The following is a 17,982-nucleotide window of genomic DNA, read 5'->3' as shown; positions in this document are numbered from 1 at the left end:
TGCGCTCCCTTCGTGTCGGTCATGACAAGACCTCCGCGTCAGGGATGCCACGGCGTTGTGACGGTGCCCGGCGACGGACGTCTGAAGGAAACGTAGAGCATCTGTGATGCAGGCAACAGTCAGAAGTGTTTCCGGGATGTTTCCCCGGCGCCCTCGGGGCCCGGCCCGGGCCACCCGGGACGGGCGATCAGGCGGGCGCTCAGCGCACCATGCTGTGCCCCTGCACGGCGGTGAGCCGCGCCTTCACGCTGAGCAGGGTCTCGATGATGAGGTCCTCGCGGCCGTCGCCGAGCCGGCTGATGGGGACGGCGACGCTGAGGGCGTCGACCGAGTGCTGGCTGAAGGGGAGGGCGACGCCGAAGCAGCGCACGCCCAGGCACGACTCCTCGCTCTCGGTGGCGTACCCCTGCTCGGCCGCGCGGTCGATGATGTCGAGCACCGCGTCCTTGTCGGTGGTGGTCCGCGACGTGATCGCGGTGATGGAGGTCGGCACGTGGTCGGCGCGCTCCTCGGCGGGCAGCTCGGCGAGCAGGGCCCGCCCGAGCGACGTCGCGTAGGCGGGCAGGCGGCGTCCGACGGCGGAGTGCATGCGCAGGGGGTGCACGGACTCGCGCTTGGCCGTGTAGATGACGTCGGAGCCGTCGAGGCGGCCGAGGTGGACGGTCTCGCCGGTGGCGCCGGCGACCTCGTCGAGCACGGCGGCGGCACGGGCGAGCACGGGGTCGCCGTCGAGGTAGGCGGAGCTGACGACGAGCGAGTGGATGCCGAGCTGGAAGATGCTCCCGGTGGGGTCGGTCTGAAGCCAGCCGCGGTCGACCATGGTGCGCAGGAGCGCGTGGAGGCTGCTCTTGGGGATGCCGAGCCGCGTGGAGAGCTGGAGCTGCGTGCCGGGGCCGTGGGCGGCGATCTCGTCGAGGAGGTCGAGGGCGCGCGCGGCGGACTTCACGGGTCCGGCGCCGGCGGCGCCGGTCTGCTCCTTGGTGAGCTCCTGCTGCAGCGACATGGGCGTTCTCCTTCGGTCACGCGTCCCCGGGTCGTCCGGGTCCGGCCCGGAGGGTGGATCCACCGTACCGCGAGTTCGCATACATGGACAGGTTTCCACCCCTTGACTCCCGGAGCGGTCTCGCCCTATCGTCAGACCAGTTCACATAGACGAACGCAGTTCACGAATCGAGGTTGCTTTGTGATTCATGTTCGATACTCCAGCTCGCCGTCCACGGCTGAGACCGCCACCACCGCAGAGCTGCGGGAGGCGTACCTCATCGAGGAGCTCTTCGTCCCCGGCGAGGTCCGCGGGACCTACACGCACGACGAGCGCCTCCTGGTCGGCGGCGCCGTCCCCGGGACCGGGCAGCTCGACCTGCCCGCCTGGACCGAGGTCCTCGGGGTCGGCTCCCACCTCGAACGACGCGAGCTCGGCGTCGTCAACGTCGGCGCCGCGGGCCACGTCGTCGTCGACGGCGAGAAGTTCGAGCTCGACCACCTCGACGGCCTCTACGTCGGCCGGGGGAGCGAGGTGTCCTTCACCGGCGCCGACGCCGCCTTCTACCTCGTGTCCGCCCCCGCGCACGCGACCTACCCGACGCGCTTCCTCGGCCACGGGGAGGTCGAGCCCGTCGCGCTGGGTTCCGCCGACGCGGCGAACGAGCGCCACCTGTTCCGCTACGTCTGGGGCCAGGAGGTCGAGACGTCCGTCCTCCAGTTCGGCGTCACCGTCATCGCCCGCGGGTCCGTGTGGAACACGTTCCCCCCGCACCTGCACGAGCGGCGCACCGAGGTCTACTGCTACGTCGACCTCGACGAGCAGGACCGCGTGTTCCACCTCATGGGGCGCCCCGGCGAGACCCGCCACCTCGTGGTCCGCGACCGCGAGGCCGTCATCTCCCCGCCCTGGTCCATCCACTCCGGGGCGGGCACCGGCTCGTACGCCTTCATCTGGGCGATGGCCGGCGAGAACAACACGTACACCGACCTCAGCCCCGTCGCGGTGGAGGAGCTGTGACCTCGCCCTTCGACCTCACGGGCCGCTGCGCGGTCGTCACCGGGGCCGGTCGCGGCCTCGGCCGGGCGGTCGCCGTCGGCCTCGCCCGCGCCGGCGCGGACCTCGTCCTGCTCGGCCGCCCCGGCCGCCAGGAGGCCACCCGTGACGAGGTCGCCGCGGCCGGCGCCAAGGTCGACGTCGTCGACCTGGACGTCGCCGACCTCGACGCCGTCGAGGAGGTCGCCGCGGACCTGCACCGCACCCGCCAGGTCGACGTCCTCGTCAACAACGCCGGGATCATCGACCGCGCCGACTCCGTCGACGTCGACCGCGACGCCTGGCAGCGGGTCCTCGACGTCAACCTCTCCGGGCTGTTCTTCCTCACCCAGCAGCTCGGCGCGCCGATGGTCGCACGCGGCCACGGCAAGGTCGTCAGCATCGCCAGCCTGCTGTCGTTCCAGGGCGGCCTGCGGGTCGCGTCGTACGCGGCGAGCAAGCACGGCGTCGCGGGCCTGACCAAGGCGCTCGCCAACGAGTGGGGGCCGCACGGCGTCCAGGTCAACGCGATCGCCCCCGGCTACATGGTCACCGACAACACCACGGCGCTCCGCGAGGACGCGGACCGCTCGCGGTCCATCCTCGAGCGCATCCCCGCCGGCCGCTGGGGCACGCCCGAGGACGTCGCGGGCGCGGCCGTGTTCCTCGCCTCGCCGGCCGCCGACTACGTCAACGGCCACGTGCTGGTCGTCGACGGCGGCTGGATGGCCCGCTGACCACCTCCCCGACCGTCCCACCCACCCCGCACACCCCCGACCGTCCCACCCGAGTCGACGAGCACCGCACCGTCGCGGTGCCCACCACGTCGGTCCCACCGCCGCACCCCGGCACCTGAAGAAATCGAGGAAGACAATGAGGTTCACTTCTCGACCCGCCGCCGCCGTCATCGGCGTCACCCTGGCGGCCACCGCCCTGACGGGCTGCACCGAGGAGGCCGTCGGCTCCGCCGGCCCCACCGAGGCGGCCGGCGCCTGCGACCCCGCGGACGTCACGCTCGTCGGCCAGGTCCGCAACGAGTCCAACCCCTACGAGGCCGCGTGGCTGGACGGCGGCGACGCGTTCGCCGAGCAGGTCGGCCTCACCCAGGAGCGGCTCACCTACGACGGCGACTCGACCCGCCAGCAGGAGCAGATCAGCCAGCTCCTCGCGGGCGACACCGACTGCCTCGTCATGAACGTCCTGCCCAACGGCGACTCCGACACCCCGCCGATCGTGGAGGGGGCCGAGGCCGCCGGCGCGTTCCTCGTCACCCAGTGGAACAAGCCGGCCGACCTCGCCGTCACCGACTACGACCAGTGGCTGAGCCACATCACGTACGACGGCGTCGCGTCGGGCAAGCAGATCGGCGACGCGCTCGCGGAGGCCATCGGCGGCTCGGGCGGGATCGTCGCCCTCCAGGGCATCCTCGACACCGGCGCCGCCAAGGACCGGTTCGCGGGCCTGGAGGAGTCGCTGGCGGCGAACCCGGACGTCGAGCTGCTCGACGACCAGACCGCCAACTTCTCCCGCGCGGAGGCGCTGGAGGTCACCAAGACGCTGCTCACCAAGCACGGTGACGACGTCAAGGGCATCTGGGCCGCCAACGACGACATGGCGCTCGGCGCGCTGGAGGCCCTCCAGCAGGCGGGCCGTACCGACGTCGCCGTGGTCGGCATCGACGCCGTGCCGGACGCGCTCACCGCGATCGAGGACGGCACGATGACCGCCACCGTCTCCAGCGACGGCCCGTGGCAGGGCGGCATCGGCCTCGCCATCGGCTACTGCGTCGCCACCGGCGAGCTCGCCGTGGAGGACATCGCCGACGACGACCGTGCCTGGTTCGCCGAGCAGTTCCTCATCACGAGCGACAACGTCGCGGACTTCACGTCGCCGGAGACCTCCGCCGCCGACTTCGAGTGCTCAGGCGTGTTCAGCCGCTCGCAGGGTCCGATCTCGTGACCGTGACATCCCCCGCCGACGCCGAGGTCGTGGCCTCGCGACGCCCCCGCGCCCGGCGGGGGGTGTCGCTCCGTGACACCGGCCCGTCGATCGCGCTGGTCGTCGTGGTCGTCGTCTTCGCGGCCCTCAGCCCGGGCTTCCGGACGCTGTCCAACGTGCAGAACGTCATGGACGCCGCCGCGGTGCTCGCGGTCGTCACGTGCGGCGTGACGTTCGTGCTCATGACGGGGTCGATCGACCTGTCGGCCCCCGGCATCATGGGCGCCTCCGCGATCGCGGTGGCGCTGCTGGTGGCGAACAACCGCAACGACCTCGACCTCGGGCTGCTCGGTGTCGTCGTGGCGGTGCTGCTGGCGGCGGCCCTCGGCTGTCTGAGCGGCCTCGCGCTGGTGGCGCTCAAGGTGCCGTCCTTCATGACCACGCTCGGCGTCTCCGCCGTGGGCCTGGGCGTGGCCACCCTGATGTTCGCGGGCGTGCAGCCCAACATCACCGACGGCATGCTCGAGGGCTGGGCGGTCGACCGGACCCTCGGCCTGTCCCACCTCACCTGGATCGCCGTCGCCTGCGTGCTCGTGGGCTGGTCGGTGCAGCGCTGGACCCGGCTCGGCCGGTACGCGTACGCCATCGGCGGCGCGGAGGAGGTGCTCGCGCTCTCCGGGGTGCGGGTCGCCCCGTACAAGGTCGCGGTGTTCACGATGGCGGGCGCGTTCTACGGGCTCGCCGGCGTGATGGTGACCAGCCAGCTCGGCGCCGGGCTCGTCCAGGCGGGCAAGGGCTACGACTTCTCCGCCATCACGGCGGCCGTGGTCGGTGGCACCCTGCTCTCCGGCGGCCGGGGCGGCGTCCTGCACTCCACCGTCGGCGTCCTGCTCGTCACGGTGCTCACCAACGGCCTCGTGCAGGTCGGCGTGAGCCCGTACTGGCAGGGCGGCGTCCAGGGCCTCATCGTCGTCGCGGCCGTCGCGGCCGCGGTCATCCCCCAGCGTCGTAGGAACCAGGTGACGAAGTGACCATGAACCTGCAGATCGAGCCCGACGCGCACGTCCCGGCCGTCGCCCCCGCCCTGGAGGTCCGCGGGCTGGTCAAGCACTTCCCGGGCGTCAAGGCGCTCGACGGCGTCGACCTGGTGGTGCACCGGCACGAGGTGCTGGGGCTCGCGGGGGAGAACGGCGCCGGCAAGTCCACGCTGCTCAAGGCCCTCGTGGGTCTGGTGCGGCCCGACGCCGGGCAGATCCTCGTGCGCGGCCAGGAGGTGCGGCTGCGCAGCATCGTCGACGCCGCCGACCACGGCATCGGCATGGTGTTCCAGGAGCAGTCGCTCGTCCCCAACCTCACCGTGGCCGAGAACATCGTGCTCGGCAGCGAGGGGCCGGGCGTGCGCCGCGGGATCTACCGCTGGGACACGATGCGCGCGCTGGCCCAGGAGCAGCTCGACAAGATCGGGTCGCCCGTCGACCCCCTCGCCCGCACCGACTCGCTCTCCTTCGCCGACCGGCAGATGGTCGAGATCGCGAAGGTGCTGCGCATCGAGGAGCGCACCAGCCACCCGCCGGTGATCATCCTCGACGAGCCGACGTCCGTGCTGGAGCCCCAGGAGATCGACGCCCTGTTCACGCAGGTGCGGCGGCTGCGCGAGTTCGCGTCCGTCGTGTTCGTCTCGCACCGGCTCGACGAGGTGCTGGACGTGTGCGACCGGGTGGCCGTGCTGCGCGGCGGCCGGTCCGTGGGGGAGGTCGCCGCCGACGGTGCCGAGCCCGCCGAGCTGCACCGCCTCATGATCGGCGCCACCAGCTCCGACGACCACTACCACGGCGCCGCCGCCGCGACCTCCGACGAGCCCCGCACCCCCCGCCTGGTGGTGCGCGGCCTGACCGGCGCGACGTTCCGCGACGTCGACCTCGACGTCCACGCCGGGGAGATCGTCGGCATCGTGGGCGTGCACGGCTCGGGCCGCGAGGACGTCTGCCGGGCGCTGTTCGGCGCCGAGCCCACCACCGCCGGGCAGGCCACGCTCGACGGCGAGGCGCTCGACCTGTCCGGCACCCGCGCCGCGTGCGCCGCCGGCATCGGGTACGTCCCCGCCGAGCGCAAGACGGAGGGCATGGTCGGGCCGATGTCGGTCTCCGACAACATGCTGCTCACCAAGCAGGACGCGCGGTGCGCGGGCCCGATCGTGCGGCCCCGCAAGCAGGCCCGGCTCGTCGACACCTGGATCGAACGGCTGTCGATCCGCACCCCGCACCGCTCCACCGCCATCGGGCGGCTGTCCGGCGGCAACCAGCAGAAGGTCGTCCTCGCCCGCTGGCTCGTCGCCGGCGACGTGCGGCTCCTCCTGCTCGACCACCCCACGCGCGGCCTCGACGTCGGCGCACGCTCCGAGGTGTACCGCCTCATGCGCGAGCTCGCGGCCGGCGGCGTCGCCACCGTGCTGCTCGCCGACAGCCTCGAGGAGGCGATCGGCATGTCCGACCGGATCGTCGTCATGAGCGACGGCCGCGCGACCGCGGAGGTCGCCGCCCCCGCGGGCGCCAAGCCGACCCCGCTCGACCTCGTCAAGGAGATGGTCTGACCGTGTCCACGTCCGTCCTCACCCCGGCGGCCGCACCGGCGACCGTCGTCGCCCGCCCCACCGTGGGCCAGCGCGTGACCTCGTTCATGCCGGTCATAGCGCTGGTCGCCCTGCTGGGCGCCCTCGCCGTCGCCGACCCCGGGTTCCTGTCGCAGTCCAGCCTCACGGCCGTGGTGCGCACCGCCGCCCCGCTGGTCGTGCTCGCCGCCGGGGCCACCGTCGTCGTCCTGTGCGGCGGCATCGACCTGTCGATCGCCGCCCTGTGCTCGCTCGCCACCGTGCTGTTCGCGATGTGGCTGCCCGACCTCGGCGGTGCGACCATCCTCGCGGTGGTCGCCGCCACCGCGGTCCTCGGCGCCGTGCAGGGCCTCGCGCACGTCCTGCTGCGCATCCCGTCGTTCATCGTCACCCTGGGCGGCATGAGCATCTTCGCGGCGGTCGCCCTGGTGATCTCCGACGCCGGCCCGATCCGGGTCGTCGACCGGGACACCACCGCGTGGCTCGACCTCTACCTCGCGGGCGTCGTCCCGATGGCGTTCGTCGTCGCGCTCGTCGTGGTGGCCGCGATCTCCGTCGTCCTGCGGCTCACCCCGCTGGACAGCTGGGTGCGGGCCATCGGCTACTCCGAGTCCGCGGCCCGGCTCGCCGGCTCCCCGGTGGACCGGGTCAAGGTCGCCGCGTTCACCGTCTCCGGCGCGTGCGCCGGCCTCGCCGCCGTCATGCTCGTGTCCCGCAACTTCAGCGGCAGCCCCACCATGGCGGACAACCTGCTGCTCCCCGCCGTCGCCGCCATCGTCGTCGGCGGCACCGCCATCACCGGCGGGCACGGCTCGGTGTGGCGCAGCCTCGCCGGGGCGCTCGTCGTCACCCTGCTCCGCGTGGGGCTGCCCATCGTGGGCGTCCCGTCCGCCTGGGAGCAGATCCTCTACGGCGCGATCATCGTCGCGGCCGTCGCCCTCACCCTGGACCGGTCGAAGCTGCAGATCATCAAGTAGCCGTCCCGCGCACCGACCCGAGACCCTGACCATCCCGAACCCCGGAAGGCCCCTCATGTCCGCGAGCTCCCCCCTCCTGCCCGCCGTCTCGTCGTTCCTGTCCTCCCCCAAGCAGCTGCTCATCGACGGCGAGTGGGTCGACGCCAAGGACGGCCAGACCTTCGCGACCGTCAACCCCGCCACCGAGGACGTCCTCGTCCAGGTCGCGCAGGCGTCCGCCGTGGACGCCGACCGTGCCGTCGTCGCGGCCCGCACCGCGTTCGAGCACGGCTCGCCGTGGTCCCGCATGACCCCCCGCGAGCGTTCCCACCTGCTGTGGCGCATCGGCGACATGATCGAGGACCGCGCCGAGGAGTTCGCGCAGCTCGAGTCGCTCGACAACGGCAAGTCCCTGGCGTCCGCCCGCGGCGACGTCGGCGTCGCCGCCGAGCTGTTCCGCTACTTCGCGGGCTGGGCCACCAAGATGGAGGGCACCTCCATCCCCATGTCCGTGCCCGGCAAGCAGTTCCACGCCTACACGCGCCGCGAGGCGATCGGCGTCGTCGCCGGCATCGTGCCCTGGAACTTCCCGCTCACCATGGCCGCGTTCAAGGTGGTCCCCGCGATCACCGCCGGGAACACGGTCGTGCTCAAGCCCGCCGAGCAGACCCCCCTGACCGCGCTGCGGCTCGGCGAGCTCCTGCTGGAGGCCGGCGTCCCCGCGGGCGTCGTCAACGTCCTGCCCGGGTTCGGCGACGCGGGCGCCGCGCTCGTGGACCACGCCGGCGTCGACAAGGTCGCGTTCACCGGCTCCACCGAGGTCGGCAAGAAGATCGCCGCCGGCGCGTCGAAGAACCTCAAGAAGGTCTCCCTCGAGCTCGGCGGCAAGGCCCCCAACATCGTGTTCGCCGACGCCGACCTCGACGCCGCCATCGCCGGCGCGGCGCTCGCGGGCTACTTCAACGAGGGCCAGTGCTGCGTCAACGGGTCGCGCCTGTACGTGCAGCGCTCCGTGTTCGACGAGGTCGTCGAGGGCGTCGCCGCGGCGGCGCGCGCCATCACGGTCGGCGACGCGTTCGACCCGGCCACCACGATGGGGCCGCTCGTGTCCGCCGAGCAGCACGAGAAGGTCATGGGCTACGTGCGCGGCGCGGTGTCCGACGGCGCGAGCGTCGTCGCGGGCAGCCCCGACCCGGCCGCCGACCGCGGGTACTTCTTCAGGCCCACGCTCATCACCGACGTCACCGAGCAGATGGCCGTCCAGACGGACGAGATCTTCGGCCCGGTCGTCACCGCGATCCCGTTCGACACGGAGGACGAGGTCGTGGCCGCGGCGAACAACACCGTCTACGGCCTGGCCGCGGGCGTGTGGTCGAAGGACCTCGGCACGGCCCACCGCGTCGGCGGGCGCCTGCGCGCCGGCACGGTGTGGCTCAACACCTGGCACGCCGACGACGTCACCCTCCCGCGGGGTGGCTACAAGCAGTCCGGCTGGGGCCGCGAGCTCGGCTCGTTCGGCCTCGACGACTACACCGAGCTCAAGACGGTGATCGCCGAGCTCCGGTGAGCCCGCGCACCCGCGACGACGCGGGTGCGCACCCACGGAAGAACCCGACACGGCCTGGACGGCCGGCCCCGACCCGGGGCCGGCCGCCCGGTCCGTCGTCGTGCCCGAGAAACGCATGCGAAAGGGATTCGACGATGAACCTGTTCCGCAGATCCGACCGGCCGCGTGGTGCGCGCCGCAGACTCCGGGCGCCGGCCCGCCTGGCGGCCATGGTGGCCGCCGTCGCCGTGCTGGCACCCCTGAGCGGTGGCGTCGCCACCGCCGCCCCCGCCGCGGCGGCGCCCGGCTCCGTCGACGACGGCGTGCTGCGCGTCCTGCTGTTCTACAAGCCCAACTTCCACGCGTCGAACGTGCAGGCCCGCCAGGCCGTGCGCGACCTCGCGACGCAGCTCGGCACGGAGCACGGCCAGCAGGTCGACGTCCAGGAGACGGACGACCCCGCGGCCTTCACCCCGGCGAACCTCGCCACCAAGGACGCGGTGGTGTTCGCCCAGACCGGCGGCGTGCTGTTCAACGTCGAGCAGCGGGCCGCCCTGGAGGCGTACATCCGCGGCGGTGGCGGCTACATGGGCCTGCACTACGCCGGCTGGTCCGTCGGCCAGAGCGAGCACGACGTCAACCCGTTCTACGCGAAGCTGGTCGGTGCGGTGTCCGAGGGGCACCCGGAGAACCCGGCCGTGCGCTCCGGCCGGGTGCTCGTCAAGGACGCCGACCACCCGCTGACGCAGGGCGTCCCCGCGACGTTCACGCGCAGCGACGAGTGGTACGACTGGCTGGTCAACCCGGCCCAGGACGTGCGGGTGCTGCTGGAGGTCGACGAGACCTCCTACGGCATGGGCAACCTGGGCACGAGCCACCCGGTGACGTGGTGCCAGGAGATCGACGAGGGCCGGTCCTGGTACACGGGCATGGGTCACGAGGGCACGGCGTACTCCGAGGCGCCGATGCTCGCGCAGATGAAGAACGGCCTCGCGTTCTCCGCGGGCCTGGTCACCGCGGACTGCTCGCCGCCCGCCAAGGACGTCGAGGGCTCGTGGAGCGGGGTCACCCCGTGGCCGCTGGTCCCGATCAACGCGGCGCTGACGTCCGACGGCCGCGTGCAGTCCTTCGGCAGCGTGTCGTCGGGCTGCACCGACACCACGCCGTACGACTTCGGCGGCAACTCGTGCGTCACGCAGGGCGGCCAGATGGAGATCGACGTCTGGGACCCGGCCGAGCAGCGCACGCTCGACAACGTCGCCGACGGCGTCGTACCGAACCACACGTACACCGACCTGTTCTGCTCGATGCAGGTGCAGCTCCCGCACCGGCGCGCCACCCTGACCGTGGGCGGTGACGACGGCCTCGGCGGCAACGCCCCGAACGACGCGGCGATCGGCGTGACCAGCTGGACCACCAACCAGGGCCTGCGCGACGAGGCCCCGATGCACTACCCGCGCTGGTACCCCACGGGGACCACGCTGCCCGACGGCTCCGTCGTCGTGCAGGGCGGCAGCCTCAAGGGCGGCCCGGGTGGTCCGGGCGTCCTCACCCCGGAGATCTACACCCCGGACGAGGGCAGCTCGTGGCAGCTCCTCACCGGCGCCACCAGCGCGGCGGCGTACGGCGACGGCGGGAACGGCAACGGTCCCGACGAGAACCGCTGGTGGTACCCGCGCGCGTTCGTCGCGCCCGGCAACGGCAACGTCTTCAACATCACCGGCACCCAGATGTACGAGCTCGACCCGTCCGGCGACGGCGAGGTGATCCTGCGGGGCACCCTGCCGGCGGCGGTCGCCAGCCAGGGCGGCCTCGGCAACCCCGTGGGCGCCACCTCCACCGCGACGATGTACCGGCCCGGCAAGATCCTCCAGGTCGGTGGCGGCTGGTGGGCCAACGGCGGCGGCCCCGCCGGCGCCCGCGCCGGCTTCACCGTCGACATCACCGGGGGCACCGACGCCCCGGTGGTCGAGGCCACCCAGCCCATGACGTACGCCCGCCACTGGGCCACGTCCACCGTGCTGCCCGACGGCGACGTCATCGTCACCGGCGGCTCGCGGGACAACAACGGCAACGGCGGCTACGTCACCAACGCCGAGATCTGGGACCCCGAGACCGGCGAGTGGACCGTCGTGGACGTGCCGTACCAGCACGCCCGCCTCTACCACTCCACCGCGCTGCTCCTGCCCGACGGCCGCGTCATGGTCGGCGGCGGCGGCACCCCCGGCCCCCGCAACTACACGGACGTCGAGTTCTACTCCCCGGCGTACCTGTTCGACGGCGACGAGCCGGCGGTGCGCCCGCAGGTGTCCGACGTGCCCGCCCGCCTCGGCTACGACGGCGTGTTCGACGTGCAGGCCGACGTCGACGTCTCCCGCGTCACCCTGGTCCGCAACGGGTCCGTCACGCACGGGTTCAACAACGACCAGAACTTCCAGGACCTCGCGTTCGCGCAGGACGGCGACACGGTGACGATCGAGACGCCGGTCGACGGCACGTACGCCCCGCCCGGTGCGTACATGCTGTTCGTGTTCGACGCCGACGGCACCCCGTCGGTCGCGGACATCGTCCAGATCGACCCCGAGGTCGCGATGGACGTGCGCCCCGCGCACCTGGTCGACCAGTTCGAGTACCCGCGCCTGCCCGCCGAGTGGCGGTCGGCGAACCCGCCGGCCGTCGTCGACGTCGCGCCGGGCAACGGCCGCATGTCGCCGTGGGAGGTCGACGACGCGGTCCAGCTGGTCCGCGCCGCCGCGCCCAGCCAGGGCGGCCTCGGGCTGACCGGCTACCACCTGGCGGTGGGGGCCGACGGGTCGCTGACCCGCACGGTCAAGGGCCTCGACCCGGGCCGCGAGTACCGGGTGTCGCTGCGCTACGCCCGGGACAGCCGGTCCGCCGGCACGCAGGCGGGCACGGCGACGCTCACCGTCGGGGACCTCGCCGCGACCCTCACCGCGGGGACGGACGTGTCCTCGCAGACGCGCTTCGCCTCGTACGTGGGGACGTTCGTCGCCGACGGACGCTCGCAGGACCTGACGATCGCCGCCGGTGAGTCCGGTGCGGGCGTCATGGTCGACGACCTGGTCGTCGTCGGCGTCGACCCCGGCGCCTCCGACGTCCCGGTGCGCTGGGAGTTCGAGGAGGGCGCGGGCACGTCCGCGGCCAACACCGGCACGGACGCCACGGTGGGCGCCGCGACGCTCACCGGCACGACCGGCTGGAGCGAGGACGGCGTGCACGGCGGCGCGGTGAACCTCGCCGGCGGCGGCAACGCCAACGCCGTCGACCTGCCGGACGACCTGCTCCGCGGCGAGGACGCCTTCACCACGTCGTTCTGGGTGAAGCCGGACACGAAGGCGAACTGGATCGGGCTTTTCCACCTCGGTGACGGTCTGGGGGACGCCGGGAGCTTCTTCCAGATCCAGATGCAGACGCAGGCCGCGGGCGGCACCGGGCTCGCGGCGACGTTCAAGGCGAAGGGCGCCGCGCTCCAGGAGCGCGTCTACGCCACGCCGACGAAGGACGTCGCGGCGGGGGCGTGGAACCACGTCGCGTTCACGCGGCAGGGTGCCACCGGCACGCTGTACCTGAACGGGCAGCGCATCGCGTCGCGTTCCGACCTCACGATCGACATGACGGACGTCGGTCCGACGACGAACAACTGGCTGGGTCGCAACGGCTACCCGGACCCGGCCCTCGACGGCCTGATGGACGACGTGCGGGTGTACACCACCGCGCTGTCGGACGCCGACGTCGCGGCGATCCACGCGGAGGGCTCGGCGCTCGCCACGACCACCGCGGTCACCGTGGAGCCGGGGTCCCCGTCGCCGTTCGGCGAGCCGGTCGACGTCTCGGCCGAGATCTCCGCGGCATCCGGTCCCGCCCCCACGGGCGTGGCCGAGCTGTGGACGGACGGCTCCCGCGTCGGCGGTCAGGTCGACGTGAGCGACGGCGCGGTGCTGTTCACCGACGTGGCGCTCTCGCCCGGCGACCACCAGGTGGAGGTCCGGTTCCTCGCCGACGACGGCTGGCGGGACTCCGCGCACACCGTGGAGCACACGGTGGAGCGGCCGCCGCCCGGTGAGGGCACGCCGATCCGCTACACGTTCGACGAGGGGCAGGGGTCGACGGCCGCCAACACGGGCCTGGACTCCTCGGTCGGGGCGGCGACGCTCACCGGGGCGGCCGGCTGGACGCCGGCCGGGAAGTTCGGCTCCGCGCTGAACCTGCCCGGTGGCGCGTCCGGCACGGGCAACCAGGTCCGGCTGCCGGACGACATCGAGGCGGGCATGGACGACCAGTTCAGCGTCTCGCTGTGGGCACGTCCGGACGCGCTGCCCACGTGGGTGCCGCTCCTGCAGATCGGCAGCAGCACGGACACGTTCTTCCTGCTGCAGTCCAACACGCAGGCGAACGGCGCCACGGGCTTCGCGGCGACGTTCAAGGCGCCGGGCACCCCGGGCGCGGCCCAGGAGCGTCTGGTCCTCGGGCAGGGCAAGGACCTGCCGCTGAACCAGTGGACGCACGTGGTGTTCACCCAGAGCGGGTCCGTCGGGAAGATCTACTTCGACGGCGTGCTCCAGGGGACCCGCACCGACTTCACCCTCGACGTCGGTGACGTCGGCGTCGGCGGCCGGACGACGATGAACCTCATCGGCGGCACGAGCTGGCCCGACGGACGCTGGGACGGTCTCGTGGACGACTTCCGGATGTTCGGCTACGAGCTGACCGCCGAGCAGGTGGCCGAGCTCACCGCCGGCCCGCCGGTGAACGCGGCGCCCGTGGGGGCCGCCGACGCCTGGGGGACCGTCCAGGACGAGCCGTTGACGGTGGACGCGCCCGGAGTGCTGGCGAACGACACCGACGTCGACGGGGACGACCTGACGGCGACGGGGCTCACGCAGCCGGCGCACGGCACGGTCGTGCTGGCGGCGGACGGGTCGTTCACGTACACGCCGGACGACGGGTACTGGGGGACGGACACGTTCACCTACACCGCGTCGGACGGCACGGCGACGTCGGCCGCGACGACCGTGACGATCACCGTGGAGGAGGGCGAGCAGCCGCCGGTCAACACCGTGCCGGAGGCGTCCGGCGACGCGTACGACGCCGTCGGCGGTCAGCCGCTGACGCTGCCGGCGCCGGGCGTGCTCGCCAACGACACGGACGCCGACGGCAACGTGCTGACGGCCGCGGCCGTCACGCAGCCCGCCAACGGCACGGTGACGCTGGAGGCGGACGGCTCGTTCACCTACACGTCCGACGACGGGTTCTCCGGCAAGGACGTCTTCACCTACCGGGCCGACGACGGCCAGGACCGGTCGGCACCGGCGACGGTGACGATCACGGTGAAGTCGCCGGCGGTCACGGCCGTCGCCGGGGTCGCCCTGCCGATCACCTACGGCACGGCGGGCAGCGTGTCCGTGGCGGTGTCGCCGGCGACGGCGACGGGCGTGGTGGAGCTGCGGGACGGCTCGACGACGCTCGTGCAGGCCGCGGTCGCGGACGGGCGGGGCACGCTCGTCCTGGCGGCGGGCTCCCTGCCGCCGGGCACCCACGACCTCGTGGTCCGCTACGGGGGTGACGCCGACCACCGGTCGTCGTCGTCCACGGTGCGGGTCGTCGTGGAGAAGGTGCTGCCGACCCTCGAGGTCTCGGCCACGAGGGTGAAGAAGACGGCCGTCGTCGACGTGGTGCTCACCGCGCCGTACGACGTGCCGGTCACCGGGGAGGTGCGGGTCGTCGTCGACGGCGGGCCGACCCTCGTCGGCACGGTGACGGACGGCCGGGCCTCGTTCGAGGTGCCCAGGGACGGCAAGGACCTCACCCTGACGGCGACCTACCGGGGCAGCGACACCGTCCTGGCGTCGCAGGCCCGGGTGACCGTCCGGGTGCAGTGAACGACGGCGTGGGCCCGCAGGAGCGATCCTGCGGGCCCACGCCGTTCGTCGTGCTCCCGGCCGGTCGCGTGTGCGACCGGCCGGGCGTGCGGGTCAGTCGTCGGCGAGCGCCGCGACGACGCCGGCGCGGCTGGAGTCCTCGCTGGCCAGGACGCCGCCGTTGGCCACGATGTCGGGGGTGATCTCGCTGAAGACCATGCGGACGTCCTGGCGGCGGGCGCCCAGGATCTCGACGGCGCTGTCGGCGACGGCCTGGGCGAACTCGCGGCGCTGCTCGAGGGTCCGACCGCGCAGCAGCTCGACGGTGATGTTGGGCATGTCTGTCCTCCGGTGGTGGCCGCCCGCGACTCCGATGTTCACGGGACCGACCGTGGTTCATTGACCTGAACCACGGTACGCTCATCCGACGCCCACGTCCATGTTCTCGACCCCAGTTCACATCCTTGACACGATGGCGTGCCGCCTGGTTCGGTGGGCGCACGCCACGACCCCTCGGGAGACTCGATGAAGAGCACCACCCGTCGCGCGACCCTCGCCGGCCTCGCCGCCACCGGGCTCCTCGCCCTGGCCGCCACCCCGGCTCTCGCCCACGTGACCGTCACGCCGTCCACCACCGACGCCGGCGCCACCACCGTGCTGCGCGTCGAGGTCCCCCACGGCTGCGACGGCTCCGCGACCACCGCCGTCGCCGTCCGCCTCCCCGCCGACCTCACCGACGTCAACGCCGCCGGCACCGCCCGCTGGAGCGTCGAGACCACCGCCGACGCCGTCACCTTCACCACCGACGACCCCCTGCCCGACGGCGAGACCGCCGTCGTCGAGCTCAACGCCAACCTCCCCGACACCGTCGGCGCGACCCTCGTGCTGCCCGTCGTGCAGACCTGCGAGGACGGCGAGACCGCGTGGACCGAGGTCGCCGAGGACGGCCAGGACCCGGAGGAGCTCGACCACCCCGCCCCCGTGATCGTCGTGACCGGCGCCGTGGGGGCCGGTGCCGAGGGCGCCACCGACGGCGGCGACGGCGCGGAGGCCGGTGCCGGTGCGGAGGGTGCCGGGTCCGCCGGGCAGGAGGGCGCGGCCGGTGCGGGCGACGACGCCGAGGGTGCTGACGGTGCGCAGGCTGCTGACGGTGCCGGTGACGTGACCTCCGACGCCGGTGCCGAGGCCGCCGCCGCGACGACCGGGGGCGGTGCGATCGGTGCCTGGGTGGTCGTCGGCGCGGTCGGCGTCCTCGTCGGGGGCGTCGTCGTGGCCCGGGTGGTCCGGCAGCGTCGCTCCTCGTCGGCGCCGTGAGCACGCCGGGTGCCGTCGGCTCCGTCGGCCGCGGCGGCCGTGCGAGGCGCGCCGCCCGGCACGACGTCGTGCGCCGCGCCCGGGCGGTCCTGCTGCTGCTCGTCGCCGCGCTGGGGCTGGTCGTCGCGTCGGCGGGCGGCGCGTCCGCGCACGCCACGCTCCGGGACAGCGACCCGGCCCCGGGCGCCGTGCTCGACGTCGCGCCCGAGCAGGTCACGTTCACGTTCGACGAGGCCGTCATCGGCGTCCCCGCGGGGATCCGGGTGTTCGACGCCACCGGCGCGGAGGTGCCGTCCTCGGCCGAGGTCGAGGGCTCCCGGCTCGTCGTCGACCTCGACGGGGAGGTCCCGGACGGCACCCTCGTCGTGCTGTGGCGGCTCGTGTCCTCCGACGGGCACCCGATCGGCGGATCCCTCAGCTTCGCGGTCGGCGCGCCCAGCGCGGTGGTGGACGTCCCCGCGGCCGACGAGGCGCCCGCGACCGAGGCACCGGTGCTGCTGGGTGTCGTCCGCGGCGTCGGGTACGCGGGACTCCTCGCGGGCGTCGGCGTCGCGGCGTTCGTCGTGCTGCTGCTGCCGCCGGACGCCGTCGCGGACCGGGCGCGCGCCCGGCTGCGGGTCGTCGCCCGGGTGGCGGCAGGCGTCGGGGCGCTGGGCTGGGTGGCGGCGGTGCCGCTCGTCGCGCTCTACCAGCTGGGCCTGCCGCCCTCCGCCGTCGGCGACCCGGCCACCTGGTCGGCCCTGGCGCCCGCCGAGCTGGTCGTGCCCGCCGTCGTGCTCGTGGGCCTCGCCCTGGCGGCGGGCGCCCTGCCGCGCTCCACCCCACCCGGGCCGGCGCGCGCCGCCGTCGTCCTGGCGGGCTGTGCCCTCGCGGCCGCCGCCCCCGCGCTCACGGGGCACACGCGCGCGGCGTCGCCGCAGGCGCTGGCCGTGGCCGTGGACGTCCTGCACGTCGCGGCGGGCGCGACCTGGTTCGGCGGCGTCCTCGCGCTCGCCCTCGTGCTGGGCGACCTCGCCCGGGGCGACGCCGGGGCCGTCGTCGTGTCGCGCTTCTCGACGCTCGCCGCAGGGGTGCTCGCCGTGCTGGTGGTCGCGGGCACCGTGCTCGCCTGGCGGGTCGCGGGGAGCTGGGACGCGCTCGCCACGACGTCCTACGGGAGGCTCCTGCTGGTCAAGGTGGCCGTCGTGGCGGTCGCCGTCGGTGTCGCCGCGTGGAACCGGCTCGTGCTCGTGCCGCGGCTGCGCGGCGCGGCCCCCGGCCGGGACGCACGGACCGGACGTCCGCCGTCCGACCTCCTGGTCCGCACCACCCGGGTCGAGGCCGGCCTGCTGGTCGCGGTGCTGCTCGTCACCGGGTTCCTCGTGGACCGCAGCCCGGACCCCGAGGCGTCCGCCGCGCCGACGGCCGCCGCCGACGGCGAGGAGGTCCGGCTCGACACGATCACCGGGGAGGTCACGCTGACGCCGCTCGGCGTCGGGCCCGCCACCGTGACGATCACGATGACCGACGACGCCGGGGCGCCCGCCGAGGGGTACGAGGCGCCGCGGCTCGCGCTGTCGTCGGGTGACGTCGACCTGGGCGAGGTCCCGGTCGTCTCCCTCGGTCCCGGCGTCTACTCCGGGGAGGTCGTCGTCCCCACGACGGGGGAGTGGGACGTGCAGGTGTCCCTGCGCACCACCGAGTTCGACAACCCCGTGCGGACGGTGACGTTCGTCGTCCCCTGA

12 protein-coding genes are annotated in these 17,982 nt (G+C 73.7%); 10 read left to right on the top strand and 2 right to left on the bottom strand.

What is annotated here, in order from left to right; translation table 11 throughout:
* Positions 1-199: 199 nt before the first annotated feature.
* A complete protein-coding gene (locus tag ATJ88_RS17400; protein WP_098464919.1) occupies positions 200-1,003 on the bottom strand; it encodes an IclR family transcriptional regulator in 804 nt (267 codons plus the stop codon).
* A gap of 180 nt (positions 1,004-1,183) precedes the next feature.
* Here ATJ88_RS17400 and kduI point away from each other — a divergent pair, with 180 nt between their 5' ends.
* From kduI to ATJ88_RS17360, 8 genes are all read left to right on the top strand, one after another.
* On the top strand, positions 1,184-2,002 hold the full coding sequence (gene kduI, locus ATJ88_RS17395) for a 5-dehydro-4-deoxy-D-glucuronate isomerase (RefSeq protein WP_098464918.1): 819 nt from the start codon (positions 1,184-1,186) through the stop codon (positions 2,000-2,002).
* The gene (gene kduD / locus ATJ88_RS17390; RefSeq protein WP_098464917.1) at positions 1,999-2,754 is read left to right on the top strand and encodes a 2-dehydro-3-deoxy-D-gluconate 5-dehydrogenase KduD; all 756 of its coding nucleotides are present in this window, start codon (positions 1,999-2,001) and stop codon (positions 2,752-2,754) included. Before kduI ends, kduD begins: the two co-directional genes overlap by 4 nt.
* A gap of 136 nt (positions 2,755-2,890) precedes the next feature.
* Positions 2,891-3,976 carry a sugar ABC transporter substrate-binding protein gene (locus ATJ88_RS17385; RefSeq protein ID WP_098464916.1) on the top strand — a complete coding sequence of 362 codons (1,086 nt, stop codon included), beginning with the start codon at positions 2,891-2,893 and terminating at the stop codon, positions 3,974-3,976.
* The gene (locus ATJ88_RS17380) at positions 3,973-4,986 is read left to right on the top strand and encodes an ABC transporter permease (protein ID WP_245852553.1); all 1,014 of its coding nucleotides are present in this window, start codon (positions 3,973-3,975) and stop codon (positions 4,984-4,986) included. Before ATJ88_RS17385 ends, ATJ88_RS17380 begins: the two co-directional genes overlap by 4 nt.
* Before the next feature lie 2 nt (positions 4,987-4,988).
* Positions 4,989-6,545 (top strand): sugar ABC transporter ATP-binding protein, encoded by a 1,557-nt coding sequence (locus ATJ88_RS17375; RefSeq protein WP_211287539.1) that lies wholly within the window; start codon positions 4,989-4,991, stop codon positions 6,543-6,545.
* Between the two features lie 2 nt (positions 6,546-6,547).
* Entirely contained in the window at positions 6,548-7,540 is a 993-nt protein-coding gene (locus tag ATJ88_RS17370; protein ID WP_098464913.1) for an ABC transporter permease, read from the top strand.
* 55 nt (positions 7,541-7,595) lie between these two features.
* Complete coding sequence (locus tag ATJ88_RS17365) at positions 7,596-9,086, top strand: aldehyde dehydrogenase family protein (protein ID WP_098464912.1); 1,491 nt, start codon at positions 7,596-7,598, stop codon at positions 9,084-9,086.
* 134 nt (positions 9,087-9,220) lie between these two features.
* Positions 9,221-14,965 (top strand): LamG-like jellyroll fold domain-containing protein, encoded by a 5,745-nt coding sequence (locus ATJ88_RS17360; protein WP_245852531.1) that lies wholly within the window; start codon positions 9,221-9,223, stop codon positions 14,963-14,965.
* A gap of 93 nt (positions 14,966-15,058) precedes the next feature.
* Here the strand turns inward: ATJ88_RS17360 and ATJ88_RS17355 are convergent, their stop codons facing one another.
* Positions 15,059-15,283: a tautomerase family protein gene (locus tag ATJ88_RS17355; RefSeq protein ID WP_098464911.1), complete on the bottom strand. Its 225-nt coding sequence runs from the start codon at positions 15,281-15,283 to the stop codon at positions 15,059-15,061.
* Between the two features lie 186 nt (positions 15,284-15,469).
* Between ATJ88_RS17355 and ATJ88_RS17350 the strand changes: the two genes are divergently transcribed.
* Complete coding sequence (locus ATJ88_RS17350; protein WP_098464910.1) at positions 15,470-16,258, top strand: YcnI family protein; 789 nt, start codon at positions 15,470-15,472, stop codon at positions 16,256-16,258.
* On the top strand, positions 16,255-17,982 hold the full coding sequence (locus ATJ88_RS17345) for a copper resistance CopC/CopD family protein (RefSeq protein WP_211287538.1): 1,728 nt from the start codon (positions 16,255-16,257) through the stop codon (positions 17,980-17,982). The genes ATJ88_RS17350 and ATJ88_RS17345 overlap by 4 nt, the downstream gene beginning before the upstream one ends.

This window comes from Isoptericola jiangsuensis, from assembly GCF_002563715.1.
Lineage (GTDB): Bacteria > Actinomycetota > Actinomycetes > Actinomycetales > Cellulomonadaceae > Isoptericola > Isoptericola jiangsuensis.
This window is presented reverse-complemented; position numbering and strand designations above follow the sequence as displayed.

What these genes read in the sequence shown, in the direction of transcription:
- ATJ88_RS17400 (WP_098464919.1), bottom strand. Translation starts at nt 1,003, where the DNA reads ATGTCGCTGCAGCAGGAGCTCACCAAGGAGCAGACCGGCGCCGCCGGC.
- ATJ88_RS17385 (WP_098464916.1), top strand. Translation starts at nt 2,891, where the DNA reads ATGAGGTTCACTTCTCGACCCGCCGCCGCCGTCATCGGCGTCACCCTG.
- ATJ88_RS17375 (WP_211287539.1), top strand. Translation starts at nt 4,989, where the DNA reads ATGAACCTGCAGATCGAGCCCGACGCGCACGTCCCGGCCGTCGCCCCC.
- ATJ88_RS17365 (WP_098464912.1), top strand. Translation starts at nt 7,596, where the DNA reads ATGTCCGCGAGCTCCCCCCTCCTGCCCGCCGTCTCGTCGTTCCTGTCC.
- ATJ88_RS17360 (WP_245852531.1), top strand. Translation starts at nt 9,221, where the DNA reads ATGAACCTGTTCCGCAGATCCGACCGGCCGCGTGGTGCGCGCCGCAGA.
- ATJ88_RS17355 (WP_098464911.1), bottom strand. Translation starts at nt 15,283, where the DNA reads ATGCCCAACATCACCGTCGAGCTGCTGCGCGGTCGGACCCTCGAGCAG.
- ATJ88_RS17350 (WP_098464910.1), top strand. Translation starts at nt 15,470, where the DNA reads ATGAAGAGCACCACCCGTCGCGCGACCCTCGCCGGCCTCGCCGCCACC.